Annotated in this window: 14 protein-coding genes and 1 pseudogene; 13 read left to right on the forward strand and 2 right to left on the reverse strand. The window is 61.0% G+C overall.

Going from position 1 to position 17807, the window contains the following annotated elements:
• Positions 1-10 precede the first annotated feature (10 nt).
• From ACF8O8_RS11200 to ACF8O8_RS11260, 13 genes and pseudogenes are all read left to right on the forward strand, one after another.
• Positions 11-229, forward strand: a pseudogene (locus ACF8O8_RS11200) (hypothetical protein); the annotation flags it as partial.
• 17 nt (positions 230-246) lie between these two features.
• On the forward strand, positions 247-1551 hold the full coding sequence (locus ACF8O8_RS11205) for a CitMHS family transporter (RefSeq protein ID WP_010953061.1): 1305 nt from the start codon (positions 247-249) through the stop codon (positions 1549-1551).
• Between the two features lie 293 nt (positions 1552-1844).
• On the forward strand, positions 1845-2414 hold the full coding sequence (locus ACF8O8_RS11210; protein WP_010953688.1) for an acyl carrier protein: 570 nt from the start codon (positions 1845-1847) through the stop codon (positions 2412-2414).
• 11 nt (positions 2415-2425) lie between these two features.
• The gene (locus ACF8O8_RS11215) at positions 2426-3700 is read left to right on the forward strand and encodes a beta-ketoacyl-[acyl-carrier-protein] synthase family protein (protein ID WP_392509690.1); all 1275 of its coding nucleotides are present in this window, start codon (positions 2426-2428) and stop codon (positions 3698-3700) included.
• 169 nt (positions 3701-3869) lie between these two features.
• Complete coding sequence (locus tag ACF8O8_RS11220) at positions 3870-4784, forward strand: beta-ketoacyl synthase (protein ID WP_392509720.1); 915 nt, start codon at positions 3870-3872, stop codon at positions 4782-4784.
• Positions 4781-6079 carry a beta-ketoacyl-[acyl-carrier-protein] synthase family protein gene (locus ACF8O8_RS11225; protein WP_392509691.1) on the forward strand — a complete coding sequence of 433 codons (1299 nt, stop codon included), beginning with the start codon at positions 4781-4783 and terminating at the stop codon, positions 6077-6079. The genes ACF8O8_RS11220 and ACF8O8_RS11225 overlap by 4 nt, the downstream gene beginning before the upstream one ends.
• Positions 6076-7287 carry a beta-ketoacyl synthase N-terminal-like domain-containing protein gene (locus ACF8O8_RS11230; protein WP_049586211.1) on the forward strand — a complete coding sequence of 404 codons (1212 nt, stop codon included), beginning with the start codon at positions 6076-6078 and terminating at the stop codon, positions 7285-7287. The genes ACF8O8_RS11225 and ACF8O8_RS11230 overlap by 4 nt, the downstream gene beginning before the upstream one ends.
• Positions 7288-7326: 39 nt before the next feature.
• On the forward strand, positions 7327-10197 hold the full coding sequence (locus tag ACF8O8_RS11235; protein ID WP_049586210.1) for an aminotransferase class III-fold pyridoxal phosphate-dependent enzyme: 2871 nt from the start codon (positions 7327-7329) through the stop codon (positions 10195-10197).
• 9 nt (positions 10198-10206) lie between these two features.
• Positions 10207-10944 (forward strand): 3-oxoacyl-ACP reductase family protein, encoded by a 738-nt coding sequence (locus tag ACF8O8_RS11240; protein WP_010953694.1) that lies wholly within the window; start codon positions 10207-10209, stop codon positions 10942-10944.
• Entirely contained in the window at positions 10941-11705 is a 765-nt protein-coding gene (locus tag ACF8O8_RS11245) for an SDR family NAD(P)-dependent oxidoreductase (protein ID WP_010953695.1), read from the forward strand. Before ACF8O8_RS11240 ends, ACF8O8_RS11245 begins: the two co-directional genes overlap by 4 nt.
• A gap of 2 nt (positions 11706-11707) precedes the next feature.
• Positions 11708-12991, forward strand: coding sequence for a hypothetical protein (locus ACF8O8_RS11250; protein WP_392509692.1), 1284 nt, complete (start codon positions 11708-11710; stop codon positions 12989-12991).
• A 50-nt stretch (positions 12992-13041) separates the two neighbouring features.
• The gene (locus tag ACF8O8_RS11255) at positions 13042-13878 is read left to right on the forward strand and encodes an outer membrane lipoprotein-sorting protein (protein ID WP_003253956.1); all 837 of its coding nucleotides are present in this window, start codon (positions 13042-13044) and stop codon (positions 13876-13878) included.
• 33 nt (positions 13879-13911) lie between these two features.
• Positions 13912-16521 carry an RND family transporter gene (locus ACF8O8_RS11260; RefSeq protein WP_392509693.1) on the forward strand — a complete coding sequence of 870 codons (2610 nt, stop codon included), beginning with the start codon at positions 13912-13914 and terminating at the stop codon, positions 16519-16521.
• A 69-nt stretch (positions 16522-16590) separates the two neighbouring features.
• Here ACF8O8_RS11260 and ACF8O8_RS11265 read toward each other — a convergent pair whose 3' ends face one another.
• Together ACF8O8_RS11265 and ACF8O8_RS11270 are read right to left on the reverse strand one after the other, a co-directional pair.
• Positions 16591-16974: a MerR family transcriptional regulator gene (locus tag ACF8O8_RS11265; protein WP_003253954.1), complete on the reverse strand. Its 384-nt coding sequence runs from the start codon at positions 16972-16974 to the stop codon at positions 16591-16593.
• 164 nt (positions 16975-17138) lie between these two features.
• A complete protein-coding gene (locus ACF8O8_RS11270; RefSeq protein WP_003253953.1) occupies positions 17139-17717 on the reverse strand; it encodes an NAD(P)H-dependent oxidoreductase in 579 nt (192 codons plus the stop codon).
• Positions 17718-17807: the final 90 nt, after the last annotated feature.

Genomic DNA, 17807 nt, shown 5'->3' on the forward strand with positions numbered 1-17807 from the left:
CCATGTGTTCAGCCTGGCGAGCAACGCAGTGGCCACCGTGGTGATCTCGCTTTGCGAGGGTGCCTGTGAGCGCGAAACCCTGCTGCGCCGCCTGAATGGTGCGCCGAACCTAATCGCCACGGCCGACCGAACCGTACACCCCGCATTGACACAAACGCCTACCTGGCATCAAACGATGCCGGGTGGGGAAGGGGGCCGTCTACCCGTCGGGCGGCCACATAGACAATAAGAACAAGAGAACAAACCATGCTCGCACTTCTGGGCCTGATCATGGTGGTGACCTTCACCTACCTGATCATGAGTAAACGCCTGTCCCCGATCGTCGCGCTGACCATCGTGCCGATTGTTTTCGCCCTTGTTGGCGGTTTCGCGCCAGACCTGGGCAAGATGATGCTCGATGGGCTGAAAATGGTCGCACCGTCTGCCGCGCTGCTGCTGTTCGCCATCCTGTTCTTCGGCCTGATGATCGACGCCGGCCTGTTCGACCCGCTGATCCGCAAGATTCTCAAGCGGGTGAATGGCGACCCGATCAAGATCGCCATCGGCACGGCCTTGCTGTCGCTGCTGGTGGCGCTGGACGGTGACGGCACCACGACCTACATGATTACCTGCGCCGCCATGCTGCCGCTGTACAAGCGCATCGGCATGAACCCGATGATCCTGGCGACCGTATCGATGCTGTCATTGAGCATCATGAGCGGCATGAGCCCGTGGGGTGGTCCCGCCACCCGTGCCATTGCCGCGCTCGGCCTGGATGCGACCGAATACTTCATTCCGATGTTACCCACCGTCATCGGTGGGGCGGCGTGGGTCGTGTTCACCGCCTACCTGCTGGGCCGTGCCGAGCGCCGGCGTATCGGCAATATTGCCCTGGAGTCCGGTGGCGGCAACTGCTACATCAAGGAAATCCTCGGCGACAACCCGCACAAGCGCCCGCGCCTTGCCTATGTGAACCTGGTGCTGGTGATCGCCGTGATGACCGCGCTGGTGCTGGGGCTGATGCACGCGGCCATCCTGTTCATGATCGGTTTCGTCGCCGCACTGATGATCAACTACCCGCAGCTGGACCTGCAGAAAGAGCGCATCCTCGCCCATTCGGGCAACGCCATGACCGTGGTGCTGCTGGTGTTCGCCGCGGGCATCTTTGCCGGTATTTTCTCGGGTACCAAGATGGTCGATGCATTGGCCCAGACGCTGGTGGACTGGATTCCGGAAGCGTGGAGCCACTGGTTCCCGCTGGTGGTGGCGCTGACCAGCATGCCGCTGACCTTCGTGCTGTCCAACGACGCGTACTACTTCGGCGTTGTGCCGATCCTGGCCAATGCCGCTGCCGCGTATGGTATCGACCCGGTGGAAATTGCCCGCGCTTCGGTGCTTGGCCAGCCGGTTCACCTCATGAGCCCGCTGGTGGCCTCGACCCTACTGCTGGTGGGCATGGTCGACCGCGATATCGGTGACTTCCAGAAAGCCACCGTGAAATGGGCCGTGCTCACCTCTCTGGTGATCACTGCGCTGGCACTGCTGACGGGCGCCTTGTCCTTCATGGTTTGAAGCACTCAGGGCGCCGCTTGCGGGTACGGTGATATCCCGCTTCTGGAACTATCGTGCTGTTTCAAGCAATCGATTTTGTCATTTTACGACCCCTCTCCAAGCCCCATTGAGCTGCATAAATCAAAGGTTTCAGGGCGCGCTGGGATTTCTCGCAAAAAGCACTGATGGCACGTTGACTCTCCCCTTAGGGGGAGACTTTAGACTCCCGGCCCCCGATAGATCTGGCCTCAAAACAGCTTTTTTTGGCCCGATGACTTTATTCATTCAATGCGGCTTTTGTAGGGAAACACTCAATGAATAATCCGTTGGAATTGGACAGCGTCATCAGCAGTACACAGGATATTCTTGCGCAGTTGCTGGTGCTGGATAGGGGCGACGTCACAGAGCACAGCAGTATTGTTGACGACCTCAGCGCCGACTCGCTGGACATCGTCGACCTGAGCTTCCAGCTGGGCCGTCAGTACGGTTGCACCTTGCCGAAAACCAGCGTGCTGGATCACGCGGTAGCGGTGTTCGGCGACGCCACCCGGTTTGTCGAAAATGGCCGAATCACGCAGGACGGCGTGGCCTTGCTGGAGCAGAGCCTCAGCGCTTATGCGCCGGGCCAGTTGCACGTGGGCATGCAGCCGGGCGATGTCTTCTCGGCCACCACCGTGCGTAACTGGGCGCAGCAATGCCATAACGTTTTCAACTACCTCCCCGAGACCTGCCCTGAGTGTGGCGCGGTTCATGCCCAACTCAATGAACGCCAGCAAGTGGTGTGTGGCGGTTGCAGTGCTCGCCTGACCCCTCTGGACGGTGACTCGATCTCGCGTCTGTTGGTTGAGCAGTACGCGGCCGCCCAGTTGAAGGCTTCGGCGTAGGGGGTGCCTTGATGCAGGCCCGAGAGGTTCTGGTCACCGGCTATGGACTGGTGGCTCCCACGGCACTGGATGCGGCCTCGCTGTTCACCACGATCAGCGAAAACCGTTCCTGCATTGGCCAGCACCCGGCGTTTGTCGAACTGGGGTTTGCGAACCCGGCGGCCGGATTTATCGATGAGCAACAATGGCAGGTCATCGCGGCGGCCTTTCCGGGCGACCTGCAGACCACCTCCCGCCAGGAATGGCTGGCGCATTACGTGGCCCGTCAGGCGCTGGCCCATGCCGGGTTGGCCGACGGCGCTTTTGCCCGAGTCGCCAGCGGTATTTTCGTCGGGGCCAACAAATATTGCGTGAGCGGTGATTTGCGGGACGCCAGCCGTTACATGGACGATCAGGGGCGGGTCGATCTCGACCAGTTCCTGGATAACCACACCCTCAGCGGTGGGGCGTTTGCCCGGCGGGTTGATCAGCAAACCCGACATCTCGCCGAATGGCTGGGTGTACGTGACCATATTTCCACACATTCCGATGCCTGTGCCGCCGGCACCATGGCCATCGGCAGCGCCTATCGAGCGATCGCCCGTGGCGAGATCGACCTGGCGTTGTGTGGCGCGGTGGAGTTGATGGCCCATGAATTGTCCTACTACAGCTTTGATGGGCTGGGCGCACTCTGCCAGCGAGTTGACTTTACCCCACAAGAACAGAGCCGGCCGTTCATGCCGGACCGCTGCGGTTTTGTGCTGAGTGAAGGGGCGGCGCTGTTGGTGCTGGAATCCCGCGAGCATGCCGAGCGTCGTCAGGCCTGTTCGCTGGGCCGGGTGCTGGGTTACGCGAATCTGTGCGAGGCAGAGAAAATCACCTCCAGCAGCCGCGACGGCAGCAAGTATGCCGCCTGCATGACGGCGGCCCTGGCCGATGCCGAACTGACCAGTGCGGCTGTGGACCATGTGAATGTTCACGGTACGTCGACACAGGCCAATGACCGTTGCGAGGCCCTGGGCCTGGCGCAGGTTTTCGGCGAAACCCTGGAGCAGATGACGTTCACCGCCAACAAATCTGCCGTAGGGCATTCGTTGGCCGGCAGTGGTGCCATTGAGGCGGTGCTGTCGTTGATGAGCATTCAGTTGGGCGTGGCCTTGCCGACCCTCAATTTTCAGCCGGAAAAATCCGAATTTCCGGCGTTGAAATTCCTTTGCGAACCGTTGCAGCAACCGATCAATGTCGTGCTCTCCAACTCCTTCGGGTTTGGTGGCGTGAACAGTTCGTTGGTGCTGGGCAGGGCATGACATGACCAGATCCAATTCAACCGCTGTTTATATCACTGCGGCGTCGGTACTCAACGCTGCCGGTACTGAATGTGCGCCTCGTGACAGTCAACCTCAGGCCGCGCAACCGCTGGATTTCGACCCGGCACGTCTGGCCCATTGTGTCGCAGCGCCCGCCTTGCCGGCGGGTGTGTACGACCGCAGACTGTCCCGCAGCCTCGAGCCTCAGGGCGCGCGCCTGCTGTATTGCGCCGGCCGTCTCGCCGAGACCTTGCGTGGGCTGGAGCTGCCCGACGAGCGGATCGCATTGACCGCTGCCATTCCGGAAGTGGATGGCCCCAGTTCGTGCTGGGATGCAGTGCAGGCCATTGGCGCACAACCGGCAGATCTGTTGGCGCAATTCTTTGCCCACACACCGCCGCTGCATGCGCTGATGATGCTCAACAGCAGCGTCATGGCCCACGCGGCTGAGGCCTTGCGTTGCAAGGGGCCCATGGGTGGTTTTTGCTCCCAGGGCAATGCGGGGCTGGATGCTTTGATGGAGGCCGCTGCCCATCTGAGCGAAGGCCGTGCCGATGCTGCCGTCGTCGTCAGTAGCAGTCCGAACATCACCCCGGCGTTGTACCTGCGTGACGCTACTCACCCACCTGTGAACCCCGGCCCGTGGGTTTTCGGCGAAGGTGCTGCGGCACTGTTGCTGACGACCAACCCGGGCAGCGGTGCTCGATCTGCGTTGCGTATTGCCGGGTTTGCCCGTGGTTACAGCGCGCAACCCGAGCGTGGACTGGCGGTTGGTCGCGACGTCATTGAGCGCGCTTTGAGCAACGAAAAACTGTGCCTCAACGATATCGGGCAAGTCGTCGCCGATGCACAGGATCCGCAGATTGCCGCGTTGTTTAGTCTATCGGGGCACACCCTCGAACACTCCAAGGCGTTGCTAGGTGACTTGGGCGCCAGCGCCTTGCTCAGCGAAATCGCTGTGACCTGGGCACTGGATTGCAGCCGTTACACGCTGTTGCTCGAACATAGCCGAGGCGGGCATTGGGGCGCGGTGCTGCTGGCCAGAGCGTCGTCGGACACAGAGACAATGGAGAGTTACCCATGAGCCCCACACGCATCGTGATCACGGGCATGGGCGCCGTCACCGGCTTCGGTTTCGAGTGGCAGTCCATGTGGCAAAGAATGTTGGCCGGCGAGCATTGCATTCGGCCATGGCAACCGGAAGGCGTCGAAGCGGGTGCGTTCCCCGTGCGTTACGCAGCGCCCGTGGATATGGGCTTGATGCCGGCACACTTGAAAAACCATCCGGCCTGGGGATTGTCGCTGGAAAAACGCACCCGCTTTGGTTGGGTCGCGGCCACCCAAGCCATTGCCGATAGTGGTCTGAGCCCCGAACAGTTGCGTGGTGCGGCGGTATTGTCAGCGTCCGGCGCACCTGCTCATCGTTTGCAGGACATGCTGCTCAGCCTGGCGGATAACCCGGCGCAGGCGCCGTCCTGGGCTCAATTGATGGCGCGACAGGCGCAGGTCGATCCTGACAGTTCACTGCGTCAGAGCAACGACCGCCTTGCGCGGGTGATTGCCGATGGCATCGGCAGTGAAGGCCCGGTGATCAATGTCAGCAGCGCCTGCGCGGGAGCGTCCCAGGCCATCGGCAATGCATTCCAGATGATCCGTCGCGGCGAGGTCGAGCTGGCCATTGCCGGGGGCGCCGATTCGGTGCTTAGCCTGGACACCATGACCGCGCTGTATCTGCTCGGCGCCGCCAGCAGCGAACAGCGTTGGGGCACCGAACTGTGTCGGCCGTTCGATCGCCATCGCAGTGGCTTGATTGCGGGTGAGGGCGGTGGTTTTGTCGTGCTCGAAACCCTCGAACGGGCGCTCGCCCGAGGGGCAACGCCGTACGCCGAAGTGCTGGGTTTCGGCAGCAGCCTGGATGCCTACAAAATCACCGCACCCGACCCGCAGGGCCGGGGCGCGGTGCTGGCGATGCAGGCGGCCCTGACGGATGCCGGGCTGGCGCCGCAACAGGTCGATCTGATCAATGCCCACGGTACGTCGACACCCCTCAACGATGCCGCCGAAACCCTGGCGATCAAGACCCTGTTCGCCGAGCGCGAACATTATCGGCGGTTGCTGGTGACGGCCAACAAATCCCAGTTCGGCCACCTGATTGCGGCCGCCGGAGCACCGGAGTTCATGCTCACGGCCCTGGCCTGCCGGGATGATAGGGTCACGCCGACCCTGAACCTGCAGGATGCCGACGAACAATGCGACCTCGACTACTGCGCCCACCAAGCGGTCAAGCGCCAGGTCGACGTTGCCCTGAGCAACTCCTTCGGTTTCGGCGGCCTCAACACTTCACTGGCGCTTGGCAAGTACCGGGAGGCGCCGCGATGAAACAGGCGGTCGCGATTGCCGGTGCGGGTTGCGTGTTGCCCAGCGGCTGGGGTGTCGAGTCTTTCTGGGCGGCCGCAACCGAAGGGCGCAGTGCAATTACGGCGCTGAACGCCCGACGGTTCAGCAGCGAACGCGTGGTGGCGTTCGGGCAAATTCAGGATCAGGACCACCAACGCAGCCGACAAGACCTTGCGCAAAACCTTCAGCGTTACTGCACGCCGGCAGTGATCTGGGGTGTCAGCGCGGTACGTCAGGCGTTGGAAGAAGCCGGCCTGGCCGATGAGCAGCCGGATGTCCGTTTCGGTTTGTATTGCTGTCAAGGCGGCTACACCCATCCGTCTCTGGAATCCTATGCCGAGTTGTTGCACGGCTGTCGGCAGGACGGCGTCGCCGACATGGCGGCGTTCGCCAAACGGATCCTGCAAGACCGTGCCCAGGACCCTTTTCTGGTGCTCAAAGGCTTGAGCAACTGCTTGCTGGGTGTCACCAGCCTGGCGCTGAAACTGGTGGGCGAGTGCAACGCCTATATGCAAGGTGTCGCCGGCAACCTGGCAGCCTTGCGTGAGGCTACGGCCGCTTTGCAGGCTGGCCGAATTGACGCGGCAATCGTTGTCGGTGCGGGCAGCGAGCTGGATGCCCTGGCGCTGTCCGGGTTGGTCCAGGCGGGTGTCATCAGCGCCAACGGCTCGAACACGCTGCTGCCGTTCGACCTTCGGGGCACCGGCGGCATTGCCGGGGAGGGCGCGGCAGCGTTGGTGCTGCGCCGGCGCGAAGACCTGTCGGCCGGTCCTCAGGCGTGCCTCGCCGACATGACGGCCCATGCCTCCCTCGGTCGCTTGAGCCTGCCCGACAGCCCAACCGATGTGTTGGTGTGCAGCGGCACCGGCGATGCGCACAAAGACCGCGTGTTGTGCCAGACGCTGGCCCTTGCGCGCGCCTCGCACATCACCAGCGGGTTGGCGATCAACGGCATTCTCAGCGCGGCGCCGAGCCTGGTGGATCTGATGCTTGCGCGTTGCGCATTGCAGGCCCAAAGCGTGCCGCCGATTGCCGGTTTGCAGCAGCCAGTGGCGAACCTGCCGTTCATTCAGGGCGCGCCCCACGCCGCGAGCCTTGCGCATTGCCTGGTGCTGAACCGCGACGACAACGGATTCAGCGCCGCCTATCAAGTGCACTACAGCGCAAAGGTCACTCAGGACTGCCGCTGACTACCGCCTCTTTTTTTACTTTCAAGGGATATGACTGTCATGGATTATCGCGATTTCGTTCGGCCCAAATTCGTCGGCCTGCTGCAGGCACTGGGCCTGGAGTGTGAATTTGAGCGCGCCCTCGGTAGCCAGTTGTTCTACCGCAACCCCAAGGGCGACATGGTCACGGTCACCGACTTTCTCGGCGGTTACGGTGCGGCACTGTTCGGCCACAACGACCCACAGTTTGTCGATCAGCTATGTGCGCTGCTGCGCAGCGACGTGCCGTTCAACGCACAAATGTCGATCCGCGGTGCGGCCGGGCAATTGGGGCGAGCGCTCAGCGACGCCTTCAATCGCGAACTGAAGAACACCGAACGTTATATTTCGACTTTCTCCAACAGCGGCGCGGAGGCGGTGGAAATCGCCGTCAAGCACGCGGAGTTCCGTCGTCAGAAGAGCCTGCAAAAGCAGTTCGACGACATCGATTTCACCCTGGCCAGCCTGACCGCCAGCGAACACGCTTACCGCGAACTGGATGTGGCCGACCTCGACCTGCCTGCAGGTGTCCTGCCGGCCACCCTTAACAGCGTGACCTTGCGTCAGGTGGTTGAAGCCGTTCGCCAACACAACCTGGCGCAGTTGCACATCGAACCGGTATTCGTCGCCCTGCGCGGCAGCTTCCACGGCAAATTGGTCAATACCGTGCAACTGACCTATGGCCGTCAGTACCGCGCGCCGTTTGCCCGTTTTGGGCTGAACGTCGAGTTCATCGACCCACAGCAGCCCCATCAGTTGCAGGAATTGCCGGCCCGGCACACGCACCATTGGTTGAGCCTGCAATGGGACGGCGAACACCTGCACGTGCTGCAATTGCCGTTCAGTGCAATTACCGCCGTGTTGATGGAACCGATTCAGGGCGAAGGCGGTATCAACGAGTTCGCGGCCGAGTTCTATCTGGGGCTGCGCAAGCTGTGTAACGAGCAACAATGCCCGCTGGTGGTCGATGAAGTGCAGTCGGGTTTTGGTCGCGCCGGGACGTTTCTTGCCAGCAGCCAGTTCAACCTGCAAGGCGACTACTACTGCCTGTCCAAGGCACTCGGCGGCGGCTTGATGAAAATCGCCGCGACGGTGATCCGCAGCAGCCACTACGAAGGCGAGTTCAGCTATATCCACAGCTCGACCTTCGCCGAGGACGATCCGTCCTGCCATATCGCGCTGTCGGCATTGCGCCGGTTGTTCGCCGATGACGACGCGATGCTCAAAGACATACGCACCAAGGGCGCCTACCTCAAAGCCTCGCTCAATGAACTGAAGATGGCCTATCCGGATGTGATCGCCGATGTGCGCGGGCGTGGCTTGCTGGTGGGGCTGGAATTGCACGACTTGAGTGTCAGCAGCTCGCTGGTACAGGCGTCGGCCCAGTACAACGATGCCTTGGGTTACTTGATCGCCGGTTACCTGTTGCAATTCGAAGCGTTGCGGGTAGCACCTTCGGGCAGCAACTCCAACGTGATTCGCCTGGAGCCGCCAGCCTGTATCACCCTGGGCGAAATCGACAAGCTGATCGCTGCCCTGCAACGGGTCTGCGACATGCTGCGCCGTGGCGATGCCTTGCCGTTGGCTGCGGGTATCTGCGCGGACTCGATGCCCGCCTTGCCAGCCCGTCAGGACGATTTTCGGGTGACCGAGCCCGTTGAAAACAGGGATGCCAAGGTCGAAGTCGTCGCTCGGGTAGCGTTCATCAACCACCTGATCGATGCCGATATCCTCGGTGACGTCGATCCCTCGTTGGCAGCCCTGAGCCCGGAACAAAAACGCACGTTCATCAATCGCACCAAGCCTGAGCGCCGCGCTGTGCCAGTCGGCCCGGTGATCATTCGGTCGCGCCTCGGCATGGCGGTGGAGTTCACGTTATACCCGCTGTGCATGGACTCGGATGCCATGGCCGAGTACATCCGCAGCGGTGACCTGGACAGCATTCGCGAAGAAGTCGGCAGGCGTGTCACTGATGCCCGCGCCGATGGCTGCAGCATCGCCGGCCTCGGGATGTACACCTCGATCGTCACCAACAATTGTCAGGCGCTGAAGATTGCCGACATGGCGCTGACGTCCGGCAATGCCCTGACCATCGGCATGGGGCTCGAAGCCATCGAGCAAGGCTGTGTACAGCAAGGTCTGGCACTTTGCGAGCAAACCGCTGCCGTTGTCGGTGCCGCCGGTAACGTTGCGTCGACCTATGCCTCGGTGCTGTCCGCCACCGTCGATCACCTGATTCTGATTGGCAGCGGTCGTGATGGCTCGGTTCGGCGCCTGGAGAAAACCGCGCAACAGATTTACGCCGACGCGGCCCGTTCGATCCTCAAAGGCACGGCCGAACACGACCGGTTGGCCCAGCGACTGCTGACCCTTGATGGTTTTCGTGGCTTGTTGCACTCACATGGCCAAAAAGCCGACCTCGGTTTGCACATCGCCCGTCTGGTGGATGAGCGCCTTGGCGCGAACGCCTTCATCACGGTCACCAACGATCTCGACGCCATCAAGGGCGCACGTATTGTCCTGTGCGCTGCCAATGCGCCTCAGCCGTTCCTCGGTGCCGAACATTTTGCCGAGCGCAGCGTGATTTGCGATATCGCCGTGCCGCTGAACGTCCATCAAGACCTGCCGAGCCAACGCGAAGACGTGCTCTACATGCACGGCGGCATCGTCCAGACGCCGTTCGACGACGGCCTGGCGCCCAACGTGCGGGCCTATCTGAAAAAAGGTCAGCTGTATGCGTGTATGGCCGAGTCGGTGTTGATGGGCTTGTCTGGCATGAGCCAGCACGGCTCCTACGGCGATATCAGCCGTGAGCAAGTGCAGCAGGTCCGCGCACTGGCCGCGACCCACGGTTTCACCCTCGCGCAATTCAAAACTCAAAACTCACTGTAAGGAGCGGTCATGACTCAGAAAATAGCTGTCGTGACCGGCGGCAGTCGCGGCATTGGCAAGTCCATCGTGCTGGCCCTGGCCGGCGCGGGTTATCAGGTTGCCTTCAGTTATGTCCGTGACGAGGCGTCAGCCGCTGCCTTGCAGGCGCAGGTCGAAGGGCTCGGCCGGGACTGCCTGGCCGTGCAGTGTGATGTCAAGGAAGCGCCGAGCATTCAGGCGTTTTTTGAACGGGTCGAGCAACGTTTCGAGCGTATCGACTTGTTGGTCAACAACGCCGGTATTACCCGTGACGGTTTGCTCGCCACGCAATCGTTGAACGACATCACCGAGGTCATCCAGACCAACCTGGTCGGCACGTTGTTGTGCTGTCAGCAGGTGCTGCCCTGCATGATGCGCCAACGCAGCGGGTGCATCGTCAACCTCAGTTCGGTGGCCGCGCAAAAGCCCGGCAAGGGCCAGAGCAACTACGCCGCCGCCAAAGGCGGTGTAGAAGCATTGACACGCGCACTGGCGGTGGAGTTGGCGCCGCGCAACATCCGGGTCAACGCGGTGGCGCCCGGCATCGTCAGCACCGACATGAGCCAAGCCCTGGTCGGCGCCCATGAGCAGGAAATCCAGTCGCGGCTGTTGATCAAACGGTTCGCCCGGCCTGAAGAAATTGCCGACGCGGTGCTGTATCTGGCCGAGCGCGGCCTGTACATCACGGGCGAAGTCCTGTCCGTCAACGGCGGATTGAAAATGCCATGAGCCAGTTACGCACGATTGTGATTACCGGCGCGGCCAATGGTATTGGCCGCGCCGTCGCGGAAAGTTTTGCAGCCCAGGCCGAGCACCTTTTGATCTTGCTTGATCGGGATCTGGCAACCTTGCAGGGGTGGGTCACCGAGGGCGAATTTGCCGCTCGTATCGAAACCCATCAAGCGAACATCGCCGATCTCGCCAGCCTGCAACTTCTGTTCAAGGGCCTGGCCGACCGGGTCGGCTTTGTCGATGTGCTGGTCAACAGCGCCGGGGTCTGCGACGAGAACGAACCCGAAGACCTCGACAACTGGCACAAGGTCATTTCGATCAACCTCAACGGCACCTTTTACGTCACCTCGTTGTGCCTGCCACTGATGGCGGATGGTGGGCGGATCGTCAACATGTCGTCGATCCTCGGCCGAGCGGGCAAGGTCCGCAACACTGCTTACTGCGCCTCCAAGCACGGCATCATCGGCATGACCAAAGCCTTGGCGCTGGACCTGGCGCCACGGCGAATCACCGTCAATGCCATCCTGCCCGCCTGGATCGACACACCGATGCTGCAAGGCGAATTGGCGGCTCAAGCGCGCATCGCCGGGATCACCCACGAGCAGATCCTGCGCAATGCCAAGAAGAAGTTGCCCCTACGGCGCTTCATTCAGGGCGACGAAGTGGCGGCCATGGTTCGTTATCTGGCGAGCCCGCAGGCGAGTGGTGTCACGGCGCAAAGCCTGATGATCGACGGCGGTGCCGGGTTGGGAATGTAGCCATGGCTCGACTGGGATTGAACCGCGGCCTTTTGGCCGCGCTGGTCAGCCTCGGCCCGCCAGCGGCGATCGCCGAGTGGTTGCCGGAGCATCATGAAGCGGAGATCGGCGTTGCCACGGCCGTGCGTCTGCACGGTGACGACCGGGTCACGCAAAAAGCCGTGTACCTCAAGTTCAGCCTGGAGGATGCCTGGGACAGCGGCTACTACAAGGCCAAGGGCCGAGCCCGTTATGACTTCCGTTATGACGGCAACAACCCATACAGCGCGCAAGCCCGGGACGATTACCGGGCCACTGCCGATTGGCGGCACCTTTACTGGGGGCTCTACGTCGGTGACGGCGAGCTGACGGTGGGCTGGCAGCAGGTGGTGTGGGGGCGTGCAGATGAATTACGGGTGCTCGATCAGATCAACCCGCTGGATTATCGCGAGGGTGTGATCGGTCTGTTGGAAGACAGCCGCATCGCCGTGCCGATGATTCGCCTGGTGCAGCCGGTCGCCGAGTGGGAGCTGGAAGCGCTGGTGATCACTGACTTTGTGAAAAACCAGGCGCCGGCCGTCGGCAGCGAGTTCGATGCACCGATCTTTGCCACACCCGATCCGCAGATGTTCGTGGTCGATTCGCGGCCCGGTTATGACGGTCACAGTGGCTTCGGTTACGGCGCCAGTGCCAACGGCCGGGTCGGCACGGTGGATGTCAGCTTCGTTGCCCTCAACGCCCGCCAACAGGACCCGGTTTACGCCGTCGAAGGCCAGACCGAAGAGGGCCTGATTCGCCTTGAGCGGCAATTCCCGCGCTATTCCATGGGCGGTGCCGGTGTGGCCATCGATGCCGGCCACAGCATCGTGGTACGCAGTGAAGTCGCCTACTTCGACAATTGGCGCGTCACCAATCCTTACCGCGCTTACGGCAGCGACCAGACGGCTATGACCAAGTCGCTGCTGGGCGTCGATTACCTCTTGCGGGACTGGCTGATCTCGACGCAGTGGCAACATCAGCGGCTGCTCGACTGGCAGCCCGGCATGGTCCAGGACAAACGCGACGACCTGTTCACCGTGTCTGCCGAAAGCTCGCAGTTCCAGGATCGCCTCAAGACCCGTCTGGTATTCGGCATGTCGCCGCCAGCGCAGGACGACAGTTTCGTTCAGGGGATCTTCACCTACAAACCGGTGGACTGGCTCAAGTTGGGGCTCGAAGTCGATGTGTTCTTCGGCAAGCCCGACCGCCAGTTCGGTGCGTACGACAACCGCGATCAGGTGCGCTTGTCCGCCGGTTATCTGTTCTGACCACACCAGTGCGGTGTGCGAACCACTCAAACAATGAAAAGGAAATCGCCATGTTGCCCATCTTCAAGACCCTGACTGTAAGCGCACTGCTGTTGAGCGCCGCTGCCGCCATGGCAGCTGAAACACGCACGGCCGACGACATCATTCGCCAGGCCCGGGACCGCGATGACGGCAAGAGCTTCATGTCCCAGGTGTCCCTGATCCTGATCGACAAGCAAGGTAACAGCCGCATCCGCGAGTTCAGCTACCTGCAGAAGGATTACCCGGACAGCGACAAATTCACCATGTATTTCTCCGCGCCGAGTGATGTGCGTGACGTCGCCTTCCACATCGAAAACCCGCGCGAGGCCCTGGGCCTCGAAGACAGCCAGTGGATGTATTTGCCGGTCAGCCGACAGACCCGAAGGATTTCCACCACCGACAAACGCGGGGCGTTCATGGGTAGCGACTACTCCTATGCCGACCTCGACAAGATTCGCGCCGAAGACTATCGCCAAACGCTGGTTGGCGAAGAGCAGTTGCAGGGCCGCGATTGCTACGTGATCGAGCGTGAGCCGGCGACGCCTGCCGTGCTGGCCAAGACCGGCTACAACAAGCTCAAGGTCTGGGTTGACAAGAAGAACTCACTGGTGCTGCGCCAGGACTTCTTCGATGTAAAAGGTGTGATGTTCAAGCAGATGCGCACCCTGAAGACTGAAACCATCGACCAGATCGACAGCATTACCTTCAGCGAAACCGAGGACTTCATCGCCGGTACGCGCTCTCAGCTGCGCTTCAATCAGTTGCAGTACAACGTCGCGCTGGACGACCGCCTGTTCACGCAGACCGCGATCAAGCGCGGGCTGAAAGCCGGCGACTTGCCAGAATACGCCGTGTCTGCCCGCTAAGCGCCGCTCTCGATTCATCTGGAACCCTCATTCATGGAAAGATACCTGAACTTCGTCGAGCGCTATGCGCGGGCAATTGTGTTCGTGTTGGTGGCGATCACCGCCTACTTCACCTACACCCTCGGCGCGCTGATGTCGGACACCAATCCGTATCTGCTCAAGGACACTCACCCGGCGCGCAAGACGATCATTGATCTGCAGCGCGAGTTCACCGGCACCTATGACTCGGTCATGGTGGCGCTGAACAACCCCGTGAGTGTCTTCAACACCACGTCGCTGAACGCCCAGTTCGAGCTGTCCCAGGCCATACGTCGGTTGATGCTGGCGAATGATGAGGACCGTGTCGAACTGCAGCGCATCGTCGGCCTCCACAGTGACGACCCTGATGCCCAGGGTTTGCTGGTGCAGATCCTCGCCGAGGGTTTTTCGCAGAACGATTACGCTGCCGCCAAAGCGCTGCGCGACCATGGGATTGCCCGGCACTGGGACAGCCATGACCTGCAGTTTTTGAGCTTTCTTGCCGAGCGGCTCAACCCGATCCAGGAAATGGCCTCGATGGCTGACCTGGAAAACATCAGTTTGAGTGCCGATGGCGAGTTGTGGATCCACAAGACCCTGCACGCCCTGGATATGGACCCGATCAAGGTCGAAGCGCAGATCATGGGCAACGAGCAGATGGTCGGTGGCGTCGTCTCGGCGGACAAGAAAGTCGCCATGGTCGTCGCTGAACTGGGCACCAAACAGGACGACGCTCAGGCCCAGTTGCGTGCCTATCACCAGGTCCGCGAGATCATCGCGAAGTACCAGACCGCCCACCCGGAGTTCACCGATGAGGTGTTCATCGCCGGCATGCCGATCTTCATTGCGGCCCAGCAGGAAATCATCGATCACGACCTGGCGATGCTGTTCCCGATCGTGTTCCTGTTGGTGACCTCTCTGCTGGTTTTCTTCTTTCGCAAACCACTTGGCGTGGTGCTGCCGCTGTTCAATATCCTGTTCTGCACCATCTGGACCCTTGGCCTGATGGCGCTGCTGCGGGTGCCGATGGACTTGCTCACCAGTGTCTTGCCGGTGTTCCTGTTCACCATCTGTTGTGCCGACGCGATCCACGTCATGGCCGAGTATTACGAACAGCTCAATTCGGGTAAGTCTTTCCGCGAAGCCAACCGTGAAACCCAGCGCCTGATGGTCACGCCGGTAGTGTTGACAACGGTCACGACGATTGCGACGTTCCTGATTTCCACCACCAACAACATTGTCAGCATCCGCAACTTTGGCGTGTTCATGTCCATCGGCCTGACGGCGGCGCTGATCATCTCGTTGCTACTGATTCCGGCGTGGATTTCGATCTGGGGCAAAGATGCCGTCCCGCGCAAAGTGCAACTGAAAGAGTCGCTGATCTCCCACTATCTGGTGGTGTTCTGTGCCTGGCTGATTCGCTGGCGCAAGCCGGTATTGCTGGTGACCCTGCCGTTGTTGGCGATGATGACGGTGTTCACGTTCAAGGTGGATATCGAAGACTCGGGCATTGCCTACTTCAAGAAGGACAGCCCGGTGCGGATGTCCGACGAATTCATCAACCGGGCCGGAGTCGCGGGTACATCGCCGGGCTGGATCGCTTTCGACACCAAGACTCCGCGTGGCGCGCTGACCACTGAAACCGTGCAGTTCCTCGACCGTCTGGACCAGTTCATCAAGGCCCAGCCGAACGTGAGTTACACCTATTCGGTGGCGACCTACATCAAGCGCATGAACCTCGTGCTCAACGACATGAACCCTGCTTTCCTGCGGGTGCCGCAGGCGGTGGAGCAGGTGACGGTGGTCGATGATGACGGCAAACCGGAGACCTTCGATGTCGATGGCAACTCGCTCATCGAACAACACATCATGATGTTCGAGAACGGTGGCGGCACTGACTTGCAGAACGTGCTCAATGCCGATTACTCGAAGGCGGTGACGCTGTTCACCATGACCTCCTCTGTGGCGGGCGATTACCAGGCGATGCTCGATAAACTGGACGCCTGGCTGGCCATCAACAAACCGGCCAACCTGCAGGTCACCCATGCCGGTACGCCGTACATATGGACCGGGGTGTTGCAGGAAATCACCCAGGGTCAGGTGCTGAGCTTCTCGCTGGCGTTGCTGGCCGTGACCTTGATGATGATGTTCTGGCTCAAGTCAGTACGCCTGGGCATCCTCGGCATGCTGACGTTGCTGACCACGTCGGTGACGGTTTACGGCAGCATGTACCTGTTGGATATCGAGTTGAACATCGGTACCACATTGGTGACGTTCCTGGTGGTGGGCGTGGTGGATTACGCCGTTCACCTGCTGTCACGGATCAAGATGCTGGTGCAGAAGGGCATCGAGATCGACGAGGCCATCCTGGCGGCCATGCAGGGCGTCGGGCGCTCGACGGTGGTCAACGTCGTGATCTTCTCGATGGGCTTTGTCGCGCTGCTGTTCTCCGCCTACAAACCCGTCATTGACCTGGGTGTACTGGTGATACTGGCGCTGTCATCCAGCGGCTTCATGACCATTTTGTTGGTCACGCTGATTTCGCCGTGGTTCTTTGCCTCGATTGTGCCGCAGCCAGCAGTGCAAGAGGGCGAGCAGCCGGGGGGTGGGGCTGTGCCAGGCTAAATCGCCGGGGCGCCTGCGTGCTGAAAACGGCACCGGGCGCCATGGCCGTTCAGGGGCGGCGGAGCGGATTCAGCGGGCTTTTTCCAGGTGTTCGAACTGGCATTGCATCTGAGCATCCTTGAGGCTCAGCTCAAACTCAACCAAGCCGTCATGCACTTGCTGCAAGGCCTGGATCTGCCCCATCAATTCCTGCTTTTTGTTATCGATGGCCTGCATGGCCAGATCCCAGGGCAGCTCCTGGCCGCGATGATCCTGCAGAATGGCCTGCATTTCCTTGAGCTTGAAACCGAGTTGCTGAGCGCATTTGATGAAGGTCAGCAGCTCTACGCTTTGCTGGCTGTAGATGCGGTACTTGCCTTCGCGTTGCGGTGGGGGTAGCAGGCCGATTTCTTCGTAATGGCGGATGCTTTTGACGGTGGTGCCCGACAGCTGGGCGGCTTTGCCGATGTACATGAAAATCCCTTTTTTGACGCATCAGAAGCGAAAAGATGTCGCGTGCTCGTACAGGCGCGCGACATTTTTGCACAAGCGTCAGGGGGTGGGAAGCCAAGCTGAAAAGGCGTCACAGCACGGCGGCTCGGCTGGGCAGCGCAGGGGCACGGCCCGACCGGGGCCGATCAGCGGCTGGCGACTGCCTGGACTTGTTTGAGCCAGGCTTCACGCTGTTCCGGCTTGGAGCCCAATACCGGACCGAAGGTCAGGGTTTTCAGGGGTTTTATGCCGCAGAACTCCAGGGTGGTCTTGCGCATCTGGTGCAGGCCCGGCATGCGATACACCCACCGGTAGTACCACGGCGGCGTGTCCATGGTCACCAGAAGGTGAGCCGTGCGGCCCTTGAGCAGCTTATCCGGGAAGGGCGAGCCCTTGCGGTACTTGAAGGCAAAACCGGGCAGAAACACGCGGTCGAAGAACCCCTTGAGCAACGCCGGAATGCCGCCCCACCAGATCGGGTACACCAATGTCAGGTGTTCGGCCCAGGTAATGTCGTTCTGTGCGTTGATCAGATCGGGCTCAAGCAACTGGATCTGGTTATAGCCATCGTGCAAGACCGGATCGAAATCCAGGGTATCCAGGCGCAGCAGGCGCACCTCATGGCCTGCTTGCGTGGCAGCCTCGACATAACGTTCGGACACAGCGCCGCAAAAGCTGTCGTTCGAAGGGTGGCCGAGGATTACGAGCATGCGTTTGCGCTTCATGACAAACTCCAGGTAATGAAGTGCCAAGGGTAAAGTCTGCCCCTTACGGTAGAGTCAAGCCTTGCCGGTTAGCGGTAGCGACAGACAGTC

This window comes from Pseudomonas sp. TYF_14 (assembly GCF_043105275.1).
Lineage (GTDB): Bacteria > Pseudomonadota > Gammaproteobacteria > Pseudomonadales > Pseudomonadaceae > Aquipseudomonas > Aquipseudomonas alloputida.

Bases quoted from the DNA above. Each gene is read 5' to 3' on its own strand.
- ACF8O8_RS11240 (WP_010953694.1), top strand. From the start codon at position 10,207: ATGACTCAGAAAATAGCTGTCGTGACCGGCGGCAGTCGCGGCATTGGC.
- ACF8O8_RS11210 (WP_010953688.1), top strand. From the start codon at position 1,845: ATGAATAATCCGTTGGAATTGGACAGCGTCATCAGCAGTACACAGGAT.
- ACF8O8_RS11230 (WP_049586211.1), top strand. From the start codon at position 6,076: ATGAAACAGGCGGTCGCGATTGCCGGTGCGGGTTGCGTGTTGCCCAGC.
- ACF8O8_RS11205 (WP_010953061.1), top strand. From the start codon at position 247: ATGCTCGCACTTCTGGGCCTGATCATGGTGGTGACCTTCACCTACCTG.
- ACF8O8_RS11235 (WP_049586210.1), top strand. From the start codon at position 7,327: ATGGATTATCGCGATTTCGTTCGGCCCAAATTCGTCGGCCTGCTGCAG.
- ACF8O8_RS11270 (WP_003253953.1), bottom strand. From the start codon at position 17,717: ATGAAGCGCAAACGCATGCTCGTAATCCTCGGCCACCCTTCGAACGAC.
- ACF8O8_RS11260 (WP_392509693.1), top strand. From the start codon at position 13,912: ATGGAAAGATACCTGAACTTCGTCGAGCGCTATGCGCGGGCAATTGTG.
- ACF8O8_RS11255 (WP_003253956.1), top strand. From the start codon at position 13,042: ATGTTGCCCATCTTCAAGACCCTGACTGTAAGCGCACTGCTGTTGAGC.
- ACF8O8_RS11250 (WP_392509692.1), top strand. From the start codon at position 11,708: ATGGCTCGACTGGGATTGAACCGCGGCCTTTTGGCCGCGCTGGTCAGC.
- ACF8O8_RS11245 (WP_010953695.1), top strand. From the start codon at position 10,941: ATGAGCCAGTTACGCACGATTGTGATTACCGGCGCGGCCAATGGTATT.
- ACF8O8_RS11225 (WP_392509691.1), top strand. From the start codon at position 4,781: ATGAGCCCCACACGCATCGTGATCACGGGCATGGGCGCCGTCACCGGC.
- ACF8O8_RS11215 (WP_392509690.1), top strand. From the start codon at position 2,426: ATGCAGGCCCGAGAGGTTCTGGTCACCGGCTATGGACTGGTGGCTCCC.
- ACF8O8_RS11265 (WP_003253954.1), bottom strand. From the start codon at position 16,974: ATGTACATCGGCAAAGCCGCCCAGCTGTCGGGCACCACCGTCAAAAGC.